The 15,946-nt window shown below is 50.2% G+C and carries 14 protein-coding genes; 11 read left to right on the forward strand and 3 right to left on the reverse strand.

The features are described from left to right. Positions 1-77: 77 nt before the first annotated feature. Positions 78-1,055 carry a LacI family DNA-binding transcriptional regulator gene (locus EIM92_RS06180; RefSeq protein WP_125081938.1) on the reverse strand — a complete coding sequence of 326 codons (978 nt, stop codon included), beginning with the start codon at positions 1,053-1,055 and terminating at the stop codon, positions 78-80. A 221-nt stretch (positions 1,056-1,276) separates the two neighbouring features. After that, on the reverse strand, positions 1,277-2,494 hold the full coding sequence (locus tag EIM92_RS06185) for an MFS transporter (protein WP_125081939.1): 1,218 nt from the start codon (positions 2,492-2,494) through the stop codon (positions 1,277-1,279). Positions 2,495-2,663: 169 nt separating this feature from the next. Here EIM92_RS06185 and mobA point away from each other — a divergent pair, with 169 nt between their 5' ends. From mobA to ychF, 8 genes are all read left to right on the forward strand, one after another. Then, a complete protein-coding gene (mobA, locus tag EIM92_RS06190; protein WP_125081940.1) occupies positions 2,664-3,302 on the forward strand; it encodes a molybdenum cofactor guanylyltransferase in 639 nt (212 codons plus the stop codon). A gap of 270 nt (positions 3,303-3,572) precedes the next feature. Continuing rightward, entirely contained in the window at positions 3,573-4,268 is a 696-nt protein-coding gene (locus EIM92_RS06195) for a TorD/DmsD family molecular chaperone (protein WP_125081941.1), read from the forward strand. Between the two features lie 236 nt (positions 4,269-4,504). Continuing rightward, positions 4,505-6,013 carry a cardiolipin synthase gene (cls, locus tag EIM92_RS06200; protein WP_125081942.1) on the forward strand — a complete coding sequence of 503 codons (1,509 nt, stop codon included), beginning with the start codon at positions 4,505-4,507 and terminating at the stop codon, positions 6,011-6,013. 43 nt (positions 6,014-6,056) lie between these two features. Continuing rightward, positions 6,057-7,103 carry a type 2 isopentenyl-diphosphate Delta-isomerase gene (fni, locus tag EIM92_RS06205; protein ID WP_246021221.1) on the forward strand — a complete coding sequence of 349 codons (1,047 nt, stop codon included), beginning with the start codon at positions 6,057-6,059 and terminating at the stop codon, positions 7,101-7,103. Positions 7,104-7,269: 166 nt separating this feature from the next. After that, on the forward strand, positions 7,270-7,830 hold the full coding sequence (locus EIM92_RS06210) for an ECF-type riboflavin transporter substrate-binding protein (RefSeq protein WP_125081943.1): 561 nt from the start codon (positions 7,270-7,272) through the stop codon (positions 7,828-7,830). A gap of 13 nt (positions 7,831-7,843) precedes the next feature. Next, positions 7,844-9,583: an ABC transporter ATP-binding protein gene (locus EIM92_RS06215; RefSeq protein WP_125081944.1), complete on the forward strand. Its 1,740-nt coding sequence runs from the start codon at positions 7,844-7,846 to the stop codon at positions 9,581-9,583. Next, complete coding sequence (locus EIM92_RS06220) at positions 9,576-10,403, forward strand: energy-coupling factor transporter transmembrane component T family protein (protein ID WP_125081945.1); 828 nt, start codon at positions 9,576-9,578, stop codon at positions 10,401-10,403. Before EIM92_RS06215 ends, EIM92_RS06220 begins: the two co-directional genes overlap by 8 nt. Positions 10,404-10,526: 123 nt before the next feature. Beyond that, positions 10,527-11,627 (forward strand): redox-regulated ATPase YchF, encoded by a 1,101-nt coding sequence (gene ychF / locus EIM92_RS06225; RefSeq protein WP_125081946.1) that lies wholly within the window; start codon positions 10,527-10,529, stop codon positions 11,625-11,627. 217 nt (positions 11,628-11,844) lie between these two features. Here the strand turns inward: ychF and EIM92_RS06230 are convergent, their stop codons facing one another. Next, complete coding sequence (locus EIM92_RS06230; protein WP_125081947.1) at positions 11,845-12,786, reverse strand: sugar-binding transcriptional regulator; 942 nt, start codon at positions 12,784-12,786, stop codon at positions 11,845-11,847. Positions 12,787-13,038: 252 nt separating this feature from the next. Between EIM92_RS06230 and EIM92_RS06235 the strand changes: the two genes are divergently transcribed. The 3 genes from EIM92_RS06235 (at position 13,039) to EIM92_RS06245 (ending at position 15,943) form a co-directional block, all read left to right on the forward strand. After that, on the forward strand, positions 13,039-13,773 hold the full coding sequence (locus EIM92_RS06235; protein WP_125081948.1) for an MBL fold metallo-hydrolase: 735 nt from the start codon (positions 13,039-13,041) through the stop codon (positions 13,771-13,773). Between the two features lie 62 nt (positions 13,774-13,835). Next, on the forward strand, positions 13,836-14,816 hold the full coding sequence (locus tag EIM92_RS06240; RefSeq protein ID WP_125081949.1) for an HAD family hydrolase: 981 nt from the start codon (positions 13,836-13,838) through the stop codon (positions 14,814-14,816). Positions 14,817-14,836: 20 nt separating this feature from the next. Beyond that, complete coding sequence (locus tag EIM92_RS06245) at positions 14,837-15,943, forward strand: ABC transporter substrate-binding protein (RefSeq protein ID WP_211344433.1); 1,107 nt, start codon at positions 14,837-14,839, stop codon at positions 15,941-15,943. The last annotated feature ends 3 nt before the right edge of the window (positions 15,944-15,946 follow it).

Below are 15,946 nucleotides of genomic sequence, written 5' to 3' on the forward strand. Positions count from 1 at the left end.
CCGATCAAATGGATCAAAATCGGGCAGCTTTTTTGGCATTGCGTTTAAATGAGCGGAGTGAAGGGTTGCCCCGCGAATTAGACGCTGGAACGTTCAATAATTTTAAATCCAAGCTCTTGAATAATCGCCTCATCTGTTTGTTCATGGATATGTCTATATATGATGCTGAAGGCCTTGGCGCCGATTTCATTGAGACGGTTATCGATGGTAGTAATGCCAAGCAGCTTGGAGATGGGCTGGTTATCCAGGCCGATGATCGCAAGTTCTTCGGGAATGCGTACCCCCTGGTTCTGGGCGGCAATCATTAGGCCTGCAGCAACTTGATCTCCAGTAATCAGAAGAGCGCTTGGAGGATCATCCATCGTTCTGATATGCTGCAGCAGTTTAGCACCGTCCTCGAGATGCAGGCAGTTGTCGAAGATCCAGGCTTCACGGCTCTCGCCTCCGAGGGAAGCCAAGGTATTGAGGTATGCCTTATGCCGGACAGCGCTGCTTGCGCTATTCCTGCGGTTGATTGTGTAGCCGATGCGGCGATGTCCTTTATCCCATAGGTAGGTGAGCGCTTTTTGAAAGGAGGTATAGTGATCAAAATAAACGCAGGACAGGGCCCGACCTCGCACTTCTTCGCAAAGCGTAATCGGGCCGTATTTGGCATATTTCTCAATTTGGTTCAAGGATAGTGAACGCGATATGATGATGAGCCCATCTACGATCTTATCCCTCAGCATACGGAGCGCTTTTCGTTCCTCATTCGCCCGATAGCCGGTTTGGAATAACATCAGCTGATAGTTCACTTGTAGTGCCTGTTGACCAATCCCCTCTACAACCTTGCCGAAATAGGCATTGTTGATTTGAGGGAGAATAACGCCGATCGTTTGCGTCGCTCCTTTGACCAGATGGACGGCATTCATGTTCCGCGAATATTGCAGGCGTTCGATGGCTGCTTCAACAGCTTTGCGTTTATCCTCTCGGACATAAGGATGATTGTTCAGGACCCGGGATACTGTGCTGACAGATACACCAGCAGCTTCGGCGATTTGCTTAATATTTGGCATCGTGGAACATCCCTCCTTCCATCCAATATTTTATATTTGTATAAAGGATTTGATCTGAAATGCATTTCATAGTTTAAAATAGAGAAGTATCCAGGAAAACAACGCTTTTACTGTTTGGCGTTACCGGCTGCAGCTGGGCGTGACAAGGCAGAGCGTTGTTTTCTATTTTGTCACGTGTTATAAAAGTCCGATGCCCCTTATGAGCACCGGACTAAGGCTGCTTAAGGTTCTTCCGATGAGGAAATCGGCGAGTATCCAGAATAGTAAATACGATACCACATTGCTGCAAAGCCTGCTGCGCCAAAGTAAGTGAATGCGACGCCGATCCGGTACATGATGACTGCCCCGAAACTCTGGAATAGCCACCCGCCGAGGAACCCTGCGAGAATGAAGGCAAGTCCGCTTAGCGCAAAGGTATAGATGGCTTGTCCAGAGGAGCGCAAGGGACGCGGCAGCAGCAGGGCAATCAACTGGGTACCTACATAGAAGAAGCCCCCAAATGTCACGGAATGAAGCACCTGGATCAGGATGATTTGCAGTGGTGTAGAAGCTAGTGACATCAGCTGCCAACGCAGAGCGAACAAGAGGCTGACAATTGTGATACAAGCCATCAGGTAGGTCATTTTGCGCTTAAGGAAGCGGTGCAGCAGTGTGAAGGCCCCTGCCTCAAATAGAGTGGACAGGAAAACCGCTCCGCCGACCTCTAGCCGCGAGCTGCCTAAATCATTCATGAATAGCGGCATAAAAATCGTATTTATGGCATTGGGAATGGAGACCATGACCCCAAACACAATGAAGGCGATAAAGTACTTGTTCTGTACGACTCGGGCAATCTCAGTCGATTTCAGCCAAGGGGTATTTGTTGTTTTTCGGATGGATGGAAGCATTAGAGCCGACCCCATCGCCAGCATCAAGGTCATACTGAACAGCAGGGAGATGCCGTTATGGCCTACCTGATCGATGACTACGCCTGCGGCCAGGGCGAGCAGAGTCCAGCCTAAAGAACCCCACATCCGATAAGTGCTGAATTTTAAATCCGTTCCTTCGATATACCCCAGTATAAGACTGTTACTTTGTGATAACAGAGGGCTTTGAAAGAAATACAGCAAAATCATCGTAAAATAGAGCATATTGTAGGTATTGACTTGAAACACCATATGTCCGGCGATAAGCAAGCCTGTAAGCATAATCAGCAGTATAATACGAATATTCTGTGAGCGATCACTTAGATATCTCCAGAACGGATGAGCAAAGAAGGAGACTAAAGGGGCAATCGCCATCAGGCTGCCAATCTCCAGTTTGTTCATGCCTACGTCCAACAAATATAATTGGAAGAAGGCTGCAAAGATAACCATCGTTCCATAGATGAAAAAATTAAGCAGCCCTAAGGGCAGTAAAGAATTTGACGGATGTTTAGTATAATTCCGCAAACGCGCCATTCCCTTCTGTCCAAATCGATAGCATATAATAGTGCCTAGAAGCAAGTTGAATCATCAATGGTTACGTTCCCAATGTAACACATGGACGAAAAAGGATTCAAACCATATTTTTCCTTATTAACTGAATGTTACTAATTATAACCTTTCTTCAACATAAGGAGACGATAAGATGGAGTGGACTGCAATCATTCTAGCTGGAGGCAAATCGAGCCGAATGGGCACGAATAAGGCTGTGCTGCCTTTGGGAGGACAGCCTGTCATTGAACACTTAGTCAGGGAATTGCAGAAGGCAACCGGGAATATCGTCATCTCCTGCGGACAATCAAGCGAGTATGCCGAGCTAGGGCTTCCGTTGCTGTATGACATTTATCCCAGGTGCGGGCCGCTGGCAGGACTGCATGCCGGACTGGCTGCATCGCCTCATCGGTGGAATCTTGTGGTGAGCTGTGACATGCCCTTCGTAAACGCCTCCTTAGCTCAATATTTGGTGAAGCAGGCTCTAGAACTGGAAGGACGGGGCGCTGAGGACGGCGGAAGAGCGATCGAGGCAGTCATTCCCCGTGTGAACGGCCAAATTCACCCGCTGCTGGCGATGTACCGCTGCACTGTATTGCCTGGCCTGGAGCAGATGCTGGACGATGGCTGCTTAAAGGTAAAGCAGTGGACATCAGGACTCGCGGTCAGATATATCACTGGGGAGGAGCTTAGCCGGGCCTCGGGAATTCCCCTGGAGATGATTGTTTTTAATATGAACCGGCCGGAGGATTATCAAGCCGCGCAATTTTATTTTGAGCAAAATAAAACATAAAAGGCGAGCGATGTCTTCTCAAGGCTCGCCTCTTTGGCATGTGAGAGCAGAGTTAACCAAAATGTAAAATTTATCATATAAAGCGTTTTCATTTTTGGAGTATAATGAAATTGAACGATACATGACCCCCTTAATCATGTGTCGGTATATGTTACTTGGATGATTTCCGGGCTAATAGGGAAATCATCTTTTTTCAAAGCAAAACCAGGCATAAACTTCCACATACAGGCTTATACTTGTCTTATATTTCTTCGCAGGGAGATGACCGATATGACGATGTTGTTCAAAGAACCTGTTCAAGCATCGCCGGATCAAATCATTTGGTTGGAACGCAGAGGCTGGGTATATGAGCTGCTGATGGATTTCCTAAGCCGCCCGCCGCGCATGTCTTTAATTGCCCAGTGGCGGCAGCGGGCCGAACTTACTCATCGAATTCCAAACAGTAGAGGCGGCAGGAGGCTCAGAAGCTATTTGGAGAGCATACCCGAACAGCATTTTCGTAGCGCTTGCTATCAGGAGGCGGAGGAGTATCAACGCCTTTTCATGGGGAATCAGGCTGTGCTGATACCATGTGAAGGAACATTTCGTGCTAAACGGGATGGGGCTGACGCCTTTGCTTGTCTCTCTCATATCCGAAGAATGTATGCGGATAGCGGTGTTGTGTTTAATAAGTTATATGGTGAAAGCGATGATCATATCGCGATGGAGCTGGAGTTTATGGCGGTAATGGCGGAGGGGATGCGCAGCAGGGTTGATTCAAGCCATCTGCGGCATAGCTGTCTGGAGCTGGCAGACACCCAAATTCACTTCCTCGAAGTTCATTTGCTGAAATGGGCGCCACGGTTCGCAGATGAATTGATCCGGGCCACGAATAGTCCGCTGTATAGTGGTCTGGCCGAGCTGCTGCAGGAGTTTCTGGTTTACGACTTGGAGCAGCTACGCAAATGGAGAGCGGGTATGAGCTAGCTTTGGTCAAGAGCTGGTCTTATGGACAAAATACGTGTAAAATAATATAAACATGGATTGAAAGAAAGGGACGATCCGCCAGGTGGTACGGTATGTATGCCACCTTGGCAGATCGTCCCTGTTTGATATTTCCGGATACGGTATAATAGAAGTAATATTTAATATTTAATTAGGTAGAAAGTTATGGATCATGTAGAATAGAACTACTGCATCATAGTGTGTAAAGGAGTACAACCATGAGACGTGGATTACAAATTCTAATTATCGCCGCTATACTTATTGCTTTTTATTATTTTGGATTCGGCGTCTTTGGAAAGTTTGGCGGTACCCTGGTCAGTATTTTCCAGACCTTGACGGTCATTACGATTGGTTTTGCGATATTTATGGAGAATCGAAATCCATCTAGTACCGTGGCCTGGATATTGGTGCTTGGCCTGCTTCCGGTTGTCGGTCTTATTTTTTATTTCTTGTTTGGCCAAAACTATTTCAAACGTCGTAATTTCGATAAGAAGGCGGAGGAGGATCGCAAAAATTATGAGCGTATTGATAATAACGCTTATATGCTGCCTCGCGACTTATCGCAGTTCACGCCCGAAGAGCAGCGGCTGCTTCAGCTGTCCCAGCGATTAGCGCGAACGCCCTTTTCCATGGCTACTCGCACGAAGGTGTTGACGAACGGCGAGGAGACCTTCTCTTCCATTTTGAGAGAGCTGAAGAAGGCTGAGCATCATATTCATATGGAATACTATATTTACCGGGCGGATGACATCGGACGGGAAATTCAGAAGACCCTGATCGAGAAAGCGAAGTCCGGCGTCGAGGTTCGCTTTATGTTCGATGCGGTCGGCAGCATCGGGCTGCCGAAGTCTTTCATCCGTGAGATGGAGGAGGCCGGGGTTAAAGTCGGCATTTATGGACAAGTCCGTTTTCTCGCTTTATCCAGCCGCGTCAACTATCGGAACCACCGCAAAATTGTCGTGATCGACGGAAGAACGGGCTTCATCGGCGGCTTGAACGTAGGCGATGAATATTTAAGCCGCAGCAAAACGTATGGCTTCTGGCGGGACACGCATATGCTCGTCAAGGGAGAGGCGGTTCGTTCCCTGCAAATTATTTTTCTACAGGACTGGAAGTACGTTACGGGGGAAACCATTATGTCACTGCCTTATCTGTCTCCCGAGCTGGAGACTGGTTGCGGTGGTGCGGTGCAAATTGTTCCTAGCGGCCCCGATAATGAGAGCCGTACGCTGAAGAACATCTTCTTCTCGATGATGTCCATGGCCAAGAAATCAATCTGGCTGGCAACCCCGTATTTCATTCCTGATGACGATATTTTCACGGCGCTTAAAGTTGCAGGTTTATCCGGGTTGGACGTCCGTATCCTATTTCCCGCAAAGCCGGACAAATGGCTGCCCTTTCTGGCCTCGCACTCTTATTTTCCGGAGTTGCTGGAGGCCGGGGTGAAGATTTTCGAGTATGAAAAAGGATTTCTCCACTCCAAACTGCTCATTGTCGACGGAGAAGTTGCTACCGTGGGTACGGCCAATATGGACATGCGCAGCTTCCATTTGAATTTTGAGGTCAACGCCCTGCTCGTACGAAACGATAGCATTACGCAGATGGTCAAGAGTTTCGAGCGGGATTTATTGTCTACGAAGCAAATTGAGTACAAGGAATTTATGGAGAAGAAGCTGTTTGTGAGGTTTATGGAGTCTGCTGCTCGGCTCTTCTCGCCGTTGTTGTAGCTGTAGCTTAACTCTCGGTTCTTTCGAAGATACGAGATGGACGATGATTAGGAGGGGCAATATGGGGAATACATCTGGACGCAAAAGTGAGCACATTCGCATATGTCTGGAGGAGCGGGTGGGCGCAGAGGGCGTCCTGACCGGGTTTCAAAAGTATGTTTTTCGGCATAATGCGCTTCCTGAGTTAAATTTCGACGAAATTAGCTTACAAACATTCTTTCTGGGAGCTTCTGTTCGGACGCCGTTTCTAATCAGCTCGATGACGGGCGGCAGTGAACTGGCCGGAGTAATCAATGAGCGGCTTGCCGAAGTCGCAGAGCAGCGCGGCTGGGTACTTGGTGTAGGTTCTGTCCGGGCGGCGGTCGAACGGGAGGAACTGGCGGCTACGTTTGCTGTGCGCAGTAAAGCGCCGACGATTCCTGTTATCGCCAATCTTGGCGCGGTTCAGTTGAATTACGGCTTTGGAGTCGAGCAATGTATGCGGGCAGTAGATATCGCCGGGGCGGATATGCTGGTGTTGCATCTCAATGGGCTTCAGGAGGTATTTCAGCCTGAAGGCAATACTGCATTTTATGGCGTGTTGGCCCGGATTGAGGAATTGTGCAGGAGGCTGCAGGTTCCCGTTGGGGTGAAGGAAGTTGGCTGGGGAATCGATGGTATGACCGCGAAGCGGTTACATGAAGCGGGTGCCGCATTCATCGATGTGGCTGGCGCCGGCGGCACGTCCTGGAGCCAGGTCGAGAAGTTTCGCAGCGCCGATCCGGTACGGCGCAGCGCGGCGGAGGCATTCGCGGATTGGGGTATTCCCACCGCCGAATGCATCCGCGAAGTCCGGGCGGCGGTACCGGACGTCGCCCTGATTGGCAGCGGTGGCCTGAACACCGGCGTTGACGCGGCCAAAGCGCTGGCGCTTGGCGCGGATCTGGCCGGGTTCGGCCGGGCGCTGCTGGAACCGGCGGTGCTATCGGTGGAGGCACTCGATGCGCAGCTCGAGCGCGTCGAGCTGGAGCTCCGCACCGCCATGTTCGGGATTGGCGCCGGAGATATTGCGGCGCTGAAGAGCACGGCGCGGCTGGTACGCCGGGAATAAGGGTATTTCGGGTAAAACCGATGCATTTACACAGATTTACATTGCGTTTCTGAGTATTCCCCCTTATATTGGAACTAGAAGCTGCTTTACCGGTACGACACCAGGAGACGGAGACGATCTTTGGGCGGTAATGAGCCTAGCTACTTAATCTAGGGGGGATTTTGGAATGAAACCATCCATTTGGAAATGGAGTACCCGCACGGTTGTAACGATTGGTATCGGTGCTGCGCTATACGGGGCTACGAGCTGGATCGGCATTTCGATCGGCATGAACACGCAGCTGCGACCTTCGATTGCACTGCTGGCGATCTTTGGGGCACTTTTCGGCCCTGTCGTAGGATTTATTGCCGGGTTCATCGGTCATGTTATTAATGATTTTATTACGAATGGTACCGTTTGGTGGGGTTGGGCACTCGGCTCAGGAATTACCGCCGCTTTCATGGGACTGATCTATTTAGCCAAAGGCTTTAATCCGCAGGACGGGGAGATTCGGAAGGCGCACATCCTACAATTTATCGTTTATGGTGTTATCGGAATATTTGCAGCCTTGGCTTTCTCGTATTTGTTTGATATTTATGTCATGGGCGAGCCTGGCGACAAGGTTGTCGTTCAAGCGATTACCGCAGGACTTGCGAATACGGCCGTCTTCTTTATTCTGGGCATTCCGGCCGTTTGGGCTTATGCAAAGCGTAATCGGAACGATACGAACTTGAGTGTAGACAGTTAGGAGTTATGTTGTTATGCAGCCAGTGATTTCATTTCGTAATTTTACTTTTCGTTATAAAAAGCAGTCGCAGCCGACTTTGAACAACATCAATCTCGACATCCTTCATGGCGAGAAAATATGGATCGCCGGGCCAAGCGGCTCCGGCAAGTCAACATTAGCCCATTGCATCAATGGGCTAATTCCCTTTTCTTACCGGGGGGAGATTTCGGGCGAGCTGTACTTGAACGGGCAGCCTGCCGCTTCGCTCGGGATCTTTGAACGCAGCCGATCCGTGGGGACGATCCTGCAAAATCCGGATGCCCAGTTCGTAGGTCAGACGGTAGGCGAAGACGTTGCTTTTCAAATGGAAAATGAGGCTGTGTCGCAGTCCGATATGAAGGCGAAGGTGATCACTTCGCTTGACCTGGTCGAGATGCTTGCCTACGAGGCGCATGGACCGCATGATCTGTCGGGCGGCCAGAAGCAAAGTGTGTCGCTGGCCGGTGTGCTGACGACTCAAGCGGATATTTTGCTATTCGATGAACCGTTAGCGAATTTAGATCCGGTCAGTGGAAGGCGGGCCATGGCGTTGATCGAGGATATTCACCAGCGCACCGGCAAGACGATAATTATCATTGAGCACCGGGTGGAGGATGTGCTGGAGCAGCCGGTGGATCGGATCGTCGTCATCGACGGCGGAGAGATCGTAGCTGTAGACAGCGTGGAGAGAATACTTGCTGACGGCGTACTGCCCAGGCACGGACTGCGCCAGCCGTTCTTTTTGGAGGCATTAGCCTATGCCGGCGAATCTGTGGCTGAATGGACTTATCTGGTTCATCCGAAGAGGTTAGCTGCGATTATGGTGGAGCCAGCCGGGCTCGCGGGGCTTCGTGGAAATTTAGAGGAGTGGATGAACTCCATCCCGTCGAACTCCCCGCAGGCTCACGCGAAGCCGGAGCTTTTGCTTGAAGTGCGAAACGTAACGTATGCCTACCCCGGTGGGCGGGATGTCGTTCGTGATGTCTCCTTTCATATCCATGAAGGTGAAACCGTAGCTTTACTTGGCAATAATGGAGCGGGAAAATCTACGTTGTCCGGTTTGATTACCGGACTGATGAAGCCCCGTGCGGGCGAAATTACCTTGCGGGGCGAGCGTATAAACGGCTGGTCGATTCGTCATCGGGGGGATCGGATCGGCTATGTTCTGCAGAACCCGCATCAGATGATTACGCAACATATGATCCGGGATGAAGTCGGGCTTGGCCTCGTCGCTCGCGGTGTAGCGGCAGGGGAGCGAGAGGAGCGAGTCAACGAGGCGCTGCGGGTGTGCGGGCTGTATCCGTATCGGAACTGGCCTGTGTCTGCGCTGAGCTTCGGGCAGAAGAAGCGCCTGTGCATCGCCTCCGTGCTCGTGCTTGATCCCGCACTCATTATTCTGGATGAACCGACGGCGGGACAGGATTTTCGCCACTACACCGAGTTCATGGGCTTTATTGAGCAGTTGGCGGCTTCTGGGACGGCCTTTTTGTTCATCACGCATGACATGCATTTGGCTTTGGAGTACGCGGATCGTGCGGTTGTTCTAGCCGATGGGGAGGTCATTGCTGCAGATGAGGTTGCCGCTGTGCTATCGAATGATGAGGTGACGAGCAGAGCCCGGCTGCGGGAAGACAGCTTGTCCCGATTTGCCAAGGCCTGTGGTTTATCCGAGCCCTCCCGTTTAGTAGAGGCCTTTCTTACGGTAAAAAAGGGGGTGCAGCTCCCTTATGAGTAAAACGGGAAGCTTATATGTGGAGGGGAATTCATTTTTCCACCGAATGGATGGGGCGGTCAAGCTGATCCTGCTGTTGTGCTGGACGGTCGTCACATTCCTGTTCCTTGATTTTCGCATCTTTGCTGTAATGCTGACCGCAGGGATCGTCATGCTGCTGACGACGGGGATACCGCTAAGACGGATGTCGCTTCTTTTTGGGATATTGATGTTGTTTACAATGCTGAACAGTGTGTTTATCCTGCTTTTGACCCCGCGCTTCGGGACGAGTCTGACGGGCAGCGATACGCCGCTCATACCGCTCGGCTACAATATGATCAACCAAGAGACGCTGTTTTATGTGCTGACGTTATCGTTGAAATATTTAACCCTGCTGCCCATCACGCTGCTATTTATATTTACGACGCATCCAAGCCGCTTTGCAGCAAGCCTCAACAAGCTGGGTGTGCCGTATAAAATGGCCTATGCCGTAAGCATCGCATTCCGTTACATCCCCGATCTGACGCAGGAGTTCCGGACGATTCTGAATGCAATGCAAATGCGCGGGCTGGGGATTTCGCGGGGGGATGGAAGCTTGTGGAGACGGTTAAAAAATCTGTCGTTGGTCGTCGTGCCATTGCTGCAGTCCTCCCTTCAGCATATTGAGTCGGTATCGGATGCGATGGATCTGAGGGGGTTCGGTACAGGCCGCAGGCGTACCTGGTATATGGGCACCGTAATGTCAATTGCTGATAAGCTGGTAATTCTGCTGTGCGTGCTGCTGGTTGGTCTGGCGATATTTCTGAAGCTGCAAATATTCCGCGGATTTTGGTATCCATTCTGATAGATATGAGAGCAAAGCAGGATATTCCACATCGTTGTCCTTGAAATATGGACAGGGTATATGTACTATGATTGAAGAAGATAAGAAGCTGAGTAATTAATATAACGAGGAGTTGTCATTCACATGGCTTTAAAAGCAGGGATCGTAGGTTTGCCGAACGTCGGAAAATCTACGCTGTTTAATGCAATAACGCAAGCAGGTGCGGAATCCGCAAACTATCCGTTCTGTACGATTGATCCTAACGTTGGCGTGGTCGAGGTTCCGGACGAGCGTCTTGATAAATTAACCGAGTTGGTCGTGCCAAATCGCACGGTGCCGACCGCTTTTGAATTTGTGGATATCGCAGGTCTGGTGCGTGGTGCGAGCAAAGGCGAAGGGCTTGGTAACAAGTTTCTGGCTCATATTCGTGAAGTGGATGCCATCGTACATGTTGTACGCTGCTTCGAGGATGAGAACATTACCCACGTTGACGGTAAAATCAATCCGATCAGCGACATTCAGACGATTAATCTGGAGCTGATTCTGGCGGATTTGGACAGTGTGGAGAAACGGATCGAACGCTCCCGTAAAAATATGAAGGGTGGCAACAAGCAATACGCCCAGGAAGTCGAAGTGCTGGAGCGCGTGAAAGAAGCACTCTACAACGACATGCCTGCACGCAGTGTGGAGCTGTCCGACGACGAGAAGCTGATCATTCGCGATCTGCATCTGCTGACGATGAAGCCGGTTCTGTATGCAGCAAACGTAAGTGAGGACGGCGTGACGGATGCCGATAACAATCCATTCGTACAGCAGGTGAAGGAATTCGCCGCCGCGGAGAATGCCGAGGTTGTGCCAATCAGCGCCAAGGTCGAGGCGGAAATCGCTGAGCTGGAGGGCGAGGACAAGGCGATGTTCCTGGAGGAGCTCGGGCTTAAAGCTTCCGGTCTCGATCGCCTGATTAATGCGGCATACCGCCTGCTTGGCCTGTATACTTACTTTACGGCCGGGGTACAGGAAGTGCGTGCCTGGACAATCCGTAAAGGGACGAAGGCGCCGGGGGCCGCTGGAGTTATTCATACGGACTTCGAGCGCGGATTCATTCGGGCCGAGGTTGTATCCTATGACGATCTGCTGGCGGCGGGTTCCATGAACGTAGTCAAGGAACGCGGTCAACTTCGTCTGGAGGGCAAAGAATACGTCGTTCAAGACGGAGACATTATGCATTTCCGTTTTAACGTGTAGCCTGCTCATTCATGAATATAGAAAGTAAGAAAAGCTTGCCGATGCGGCAAGCTTTTTTTGCGTCTATGTCTGCGTCTATGTCTGCGTCTATGTTTATGTTTATGTTTGTGACTTGTCTGAGTTTTTGTTTCTGCTTCTGTTGTGATCGTCCATGCTGTTAAGAAAGTTATTGTGCCGAGGGCTACCTCCAGAATACAGCAATTGTATTGTGCAGGACTTACTCTCCCATGATTTTAAAGGCCGACGCTTCATCCGTAACAAGCATTTTAATGTATCCGCCTTTTAAAGCTGCTTTGATGCTTTCGATTTTGTGCAGTCCGAAGGCTAGTCCAACCACGCTATGAACTCGCTTCAGCTGCTCTAGCCCGATGCCGATGACTTTCTGGTTAATCGGGTGATCGACAATTTCTCCGTCCCGATTAATGAATCTCGAATTAATATCGGCCACCGCATCCAGTTCTTTCAGTTCGCCAAGTACGGTTTCGTCTAAATAGCCATACCGCTCCATCGTGGACATGGAGTAGGGATTTCCAATCCCCACAAGCGCTAGATCAATCTGCTCGCCTTCCCGCAGAACCGACGCAATATTGGGCAGCTGAATGATCTGCTCGTGTAGTTGTTCCGTCTCGACAATCGACGGGGCGTATAGAGATTCGCATTTCCCGCCCAGTCTTTTGGCCAGTTCATAGGCGATTTGATTCGAGTGGACCTCGGTTCGTTCGTTGCCTGTTCCTCCGATGAGCGGAATGATTTTGACATCATCCTTCTTATCGAGTGGAAATTCTCTCACCATATGATACAGCGAGTTTCCCCAAGATACACCAATCCGATCGCCATTCTTGATCAGCTTCTGTACGAATTGAGCGGCAGCTTTGCCTACCGCGCTGGTGACGAGCTCTTTATTTAAATCTCGCGTCGGCACGACAAGCACCTGCTGCAGCTGATAGGTCATTTCCAGCTCTTTTTCCAGCTCTGTGGTTTGCTGGGGATCATCATGAACGATGATTTCCACCACGCCAATCTCCCGCGCCTTCTGAATCATTTTGGAAATGATCGGGCGGGATACCCCGAACTTTTCGGCGATTTTCTCCTGTGTCCAGGATTCGTAGTAGTAGAGTTTGCAAATTTTAGTCATCAATTTGATGTTGTCGTCCTTCACATGCAAAGCCCCTTTATCATTAAGAAATCAACTTGTAACGCAGAAATACAAAGAATAGTATACACGATTATTTCGGGCAAGAGGGCGGTATCAATTTTCTGAGTGCAGATTTTACAATCGGATGATATGGCTTTAACGTACCAAAAACAATGTCGAATTACAATTGTATTGTGTCAGAACAAATGTAAAGATTGTATGGAAAATGCGGGCAATTGTTATTTCTGGATAAGAGAGCTTGGGGTGAATGAAGGCATGGAAATCAAAATTTTAGGTTACTGGGGAGGGTATCCTTCGGCTGGCGGAGCGACGGCAGGGTATTTGATCAATACGGGGGAGGGGCAGATATTGCTCGATTGCGGCAGCGGGGTGATGAGCCGGCTCGTTCAATATACGAGCGTGGACAAGCTGGACGGAGTCATTCTGTCACATCTACATTATGACCATATGGCGGATATCGGTATTTTGCAATATGCGGCGGTTAACGCCATACGCAACGGCCGAATGAAGAAGAAGCTGACGCTGTTTGCTCCAGATGAACCGGCCAACATTTTTAATACCCTCCGCGGAGATCATTCTGAAATTTATCGAATTGATTCAACTCACAAAGTCCAGCTTGCTGGAGCGGAAATTGAGTTCGTCTCCGTGTCTCATACGGTTCCGTGTTATGCGGTGAAGGTGAGCTACCGTGGTAAGGTGCTGGTCTATTCCGGTGATACATCTTATTGCGATGCACTGGTAGAACTGGCGAGAGATGCGGACATTTTCCTTTGTGAAGCTACGATTTGCGAAGGAAGTGTACATACGACCGGGGCGGGTCATATGAACGCTAGCCAGGCGGGAATGATCGCAGATCAGGCGAATGTCAAAAGATTGGTGCTCGTCCACTTGCCCGGCGATGGCGATTTGGAGTTTATGCGTCAATCGGCTAGTGAAATGTTCGGCGGCCCCGTCGAGCTTCCGGACACCTCGGTGATGTATTCCGTGTAAGAACTTGTGTTGAGGTGCTTCCGCAAAATAATCGACAGAAAGCAGGGGATACAAAGTTGCAAATGACATCAAGCAAACAAGAGCCGGAAACGGCCCGCTCGCCAAATATCTATCAGCTGTTGGCGCTGGATATGGATGGAACACTGCTTAATCCGCAAAAAGTCATAACACCTGCTGTTCATGAAGCGATCAGAGCATACATACATCGGGGGGGCCGAGTGACCATCGCCTCCGGCCGCTTCCCGGCTTCGGTTTGGCTGCATGCCCGGGCGACGGGGATGAATGCCCCGTTAGTCGCCCTCAATGGTGCAGTGATATTGAATGAGGCGACAGGTGAGCTTAGACAAGGGACGGCGCTGCCAGCGGAGCATGTTCGTGAATTAATTCGATTTGTAGAGGGGCGTGGTGCCTACATTCAGCTATACGGTTATAACAAACTCTACGTGCGCGAGCTCAATGATATGAATGCCCGCTGGCCGCTGGCGAATGTTGTTGTCTCTCTGGACAAGGAGCTCAATGAGAAAAATTACGCGCAGCAGATGAAAATGATCCAAGTTGTGGCTGTTGGAGATTTGCAGCGGTTCGTATCGGAGTCTGCCTCCGATTCTTTATCGCCAGCTCCGCCGATCTATAAAGCGACAGTCATTGGCCAATCTCAGGAAATAATTTCTGAACTGATGGAGGCATTGGAGAAGCAGCAAACTCCACAGCCACTAGGACAAACGCCGCATCATGGAGTAACCCAGCCGCCAAATAGAAAAATCTTCACACTGACCCGAACCGGCAGACACCGCTTCGATGTGAATGCTTACGGAGTAAGCAAACGCACGGCGCTTGAAGCACTGTGTCGTGAGCTTCATATCCCCAGTTCGGGGGTAGCGGCGGTTGGTGATTATGACAATGATATCGCCATGCTGTCCTGGGCGGGACTCGGTGTGGCTATGGGCAATGCAGGACCGCATATCAAGCAGTTCGCCAAAGTTGTGACAGGTAGCAATGAGGAAGACGGAGTAGCCAGAGTCATACAAAATTATTTGCTTTAGGATAAGGGGAGAAACCTACGATGTTCATAAACCAAGAGAGATTGTTTACGTTTAAAAAAACTTCGGTCATCGCTGTTATAACAGCTGCTGTAATGATGCTCAGCGCCTGTGGTTCACCAGCGAAGCCAGCCGCTAAAGGCAACGGTAACACAGGGAACTCCGCTTCCAGTATGGAGCAGACTCAGACTTCGGAAGCGGGTCCGGCCAAGGTAACAGGACAGCTCATGTTCTATACGTCTCAGCCGGAAGAAGATGCTGTACAGCTCGTTCAAGCGTTCAACAAAAAATACCCGGATGTCAAAGTGGAGACCTTCCGCTCGGGAACAGAAGAGGTTACCGCCAAAATCCAGGCGGAGCAGCAGGCCGGCAGCGTGCAGGCTGACGTTCTACTGCTGGCGGATGCTGTTACCTTTGAAGGTTTGAAGCAGCAGGACTTGCTGCTGTCTTATAAGTCACCAGAGGCGGAGCATATTGCCGATGAGCTCGTAGACCCGGACGGTATGTATACCGGAACGAAGGTTATTGCCACGATTCTGGCGGCCAATACCAACAAGGTGCCTAATCTGCCGACATCCTGGCAGGCGCTGGCCTCGTCGGACAGCAAGGATGCCGCGATTATGCCAAGCCCGCTGTATTCCGGGGCTGCTGCCTATAATATTGGTGTATTTTCACGGACGGATGGCTTTGGTTGGGATTATCTTCAGGTGCTGAAGGACAATAATATGTCAGTCATTAAAGGGAATGGGGCTGTATTAAAGGCGGTCGCAAGTGGAGAAAAGTCCTATGGCATGGTTGTAGATTATATGGTTGTGCGGGAGAAAGCCAAGGGTTCCCCGATCGACTTAAGCTATCCGTCTGAAGGTGTGCCGATCATTACGGAGCCGATTGCGATTATGAAGGGTACGGATAATGAGAAAGCGGCGCAAGCCTTTGTAGATTTTGTACTGTCCGAGGAAGGCCAGAAGCTGTCCGTGGAGATTGGATACACGCCGATTCGCAAAGGTGTCTCACCACCAGAAGGATTAAAGGGGATTGCCGATATCAAAATCCTGTCCGGCGACCTGAACACGCTAACCCAGGAACGCGAAGCAGATAAGAAGAAATTTACGGAATTATTCGGTAATTAAAAA

Origin of the sequence: Paenibacillus lentus, from assembly GCF_003931855.1 — a bacterium.
Taxonomy (GTDB): Bacteria; Bacillota; Bacilli; order Paenibacillales; family Paenibacillaceae; genus Fontibacillus; species Fontibacillus lentus.

Bases quoted from the DNA above. Each gene is read 5' to 3' on its own strand.
- EIM92_RS06180 (WP_125081938.1), bottom strand. From the start codon at position 1,055: ATGCCAAATATTAAGCAAATCGCCGAAGCTGCTGGTGTATCTGTCAGC.
- EIM92_RS06185 (WP_125081939.1), bottom strand. From the start codon at position 2,494: ATGGCGCGTTTGCGGAATTATACTAAACATCCGTCAAATTCTTTACTG.
- mobA (WP_125081940.1), top strand. From the start codon at position 2,664: ATGGAGTGGACTGCAATCATTCTAGCTGGAGGCAAATCGAGCCGAATG.
- EIM92_RS06195 (WP_125081941.1), top strand. From the start codon at position 3,573: ATGACGATGTTGTTCAAAGAACCTGTTCAAGCATCGCCGGATCAAATC.
- cls (WP_125081942.1), top strand. From the start codon at position 4,505: ATGAGACGTGGATTACAAATTCTAATTATCGCCGCTATACTTATTGCT.
- fni (WP_246021221.1), top strand. From the start codon at position 6,057: ATGATTAGGAGGGGCAATATGGGGAATACATCTGGACGCAAAAGTGAG.
- EIM92_RS06210 (WP_125081943.1), top strand. From the start codon at position 7,270: ATGAAACCATCCATTTGGAAATGGAGTACCCGCACGGTTGTAACGATT.
- EIM92_RS06215 (WP_125081944.1), top strand. From the start codon at position 7,844: ATGCAGCCAGTGATTTCATTTCGTAATTTTACTTTTCGTTATAAAAAG.
- EIM92_RS06220 (WP_125081945.1), top strand. From the start codon at position 9,576: ATGAGTAAAACGGGAAGCTTATATGTGGAGGGGAATTCATTTTTCCAC.
- ychF (WP_125081946.1), top strand. From the start codon at position 10,527: ATGGCTTTAAAAGCAGGGATCGTAGGTTTGCCGAACGTCGGAAAATCT.
- EIM92_RS06235 (WP_125081948.1), top strand. From the start codon at position 13,039: ATGGAAATCAAAATTTTAGGTTACTGGGGAGGGTATCCTTCGGCTGGC.
- EIM92_RS06240 (WP_125081949.1), top strand. From the start codon at position 13,836: ATGACATCAAGCAAACAAGAGCCGGAAACGGCCCGCTCGCCAAATATC.
- EIM92_RS06245 (WP_211344433.1), top strand. From the start codon at position 14,837: ATGTTCATAAACCAAGAGAGATTGTTTACGTTTAAAAAAACTTCGGTC.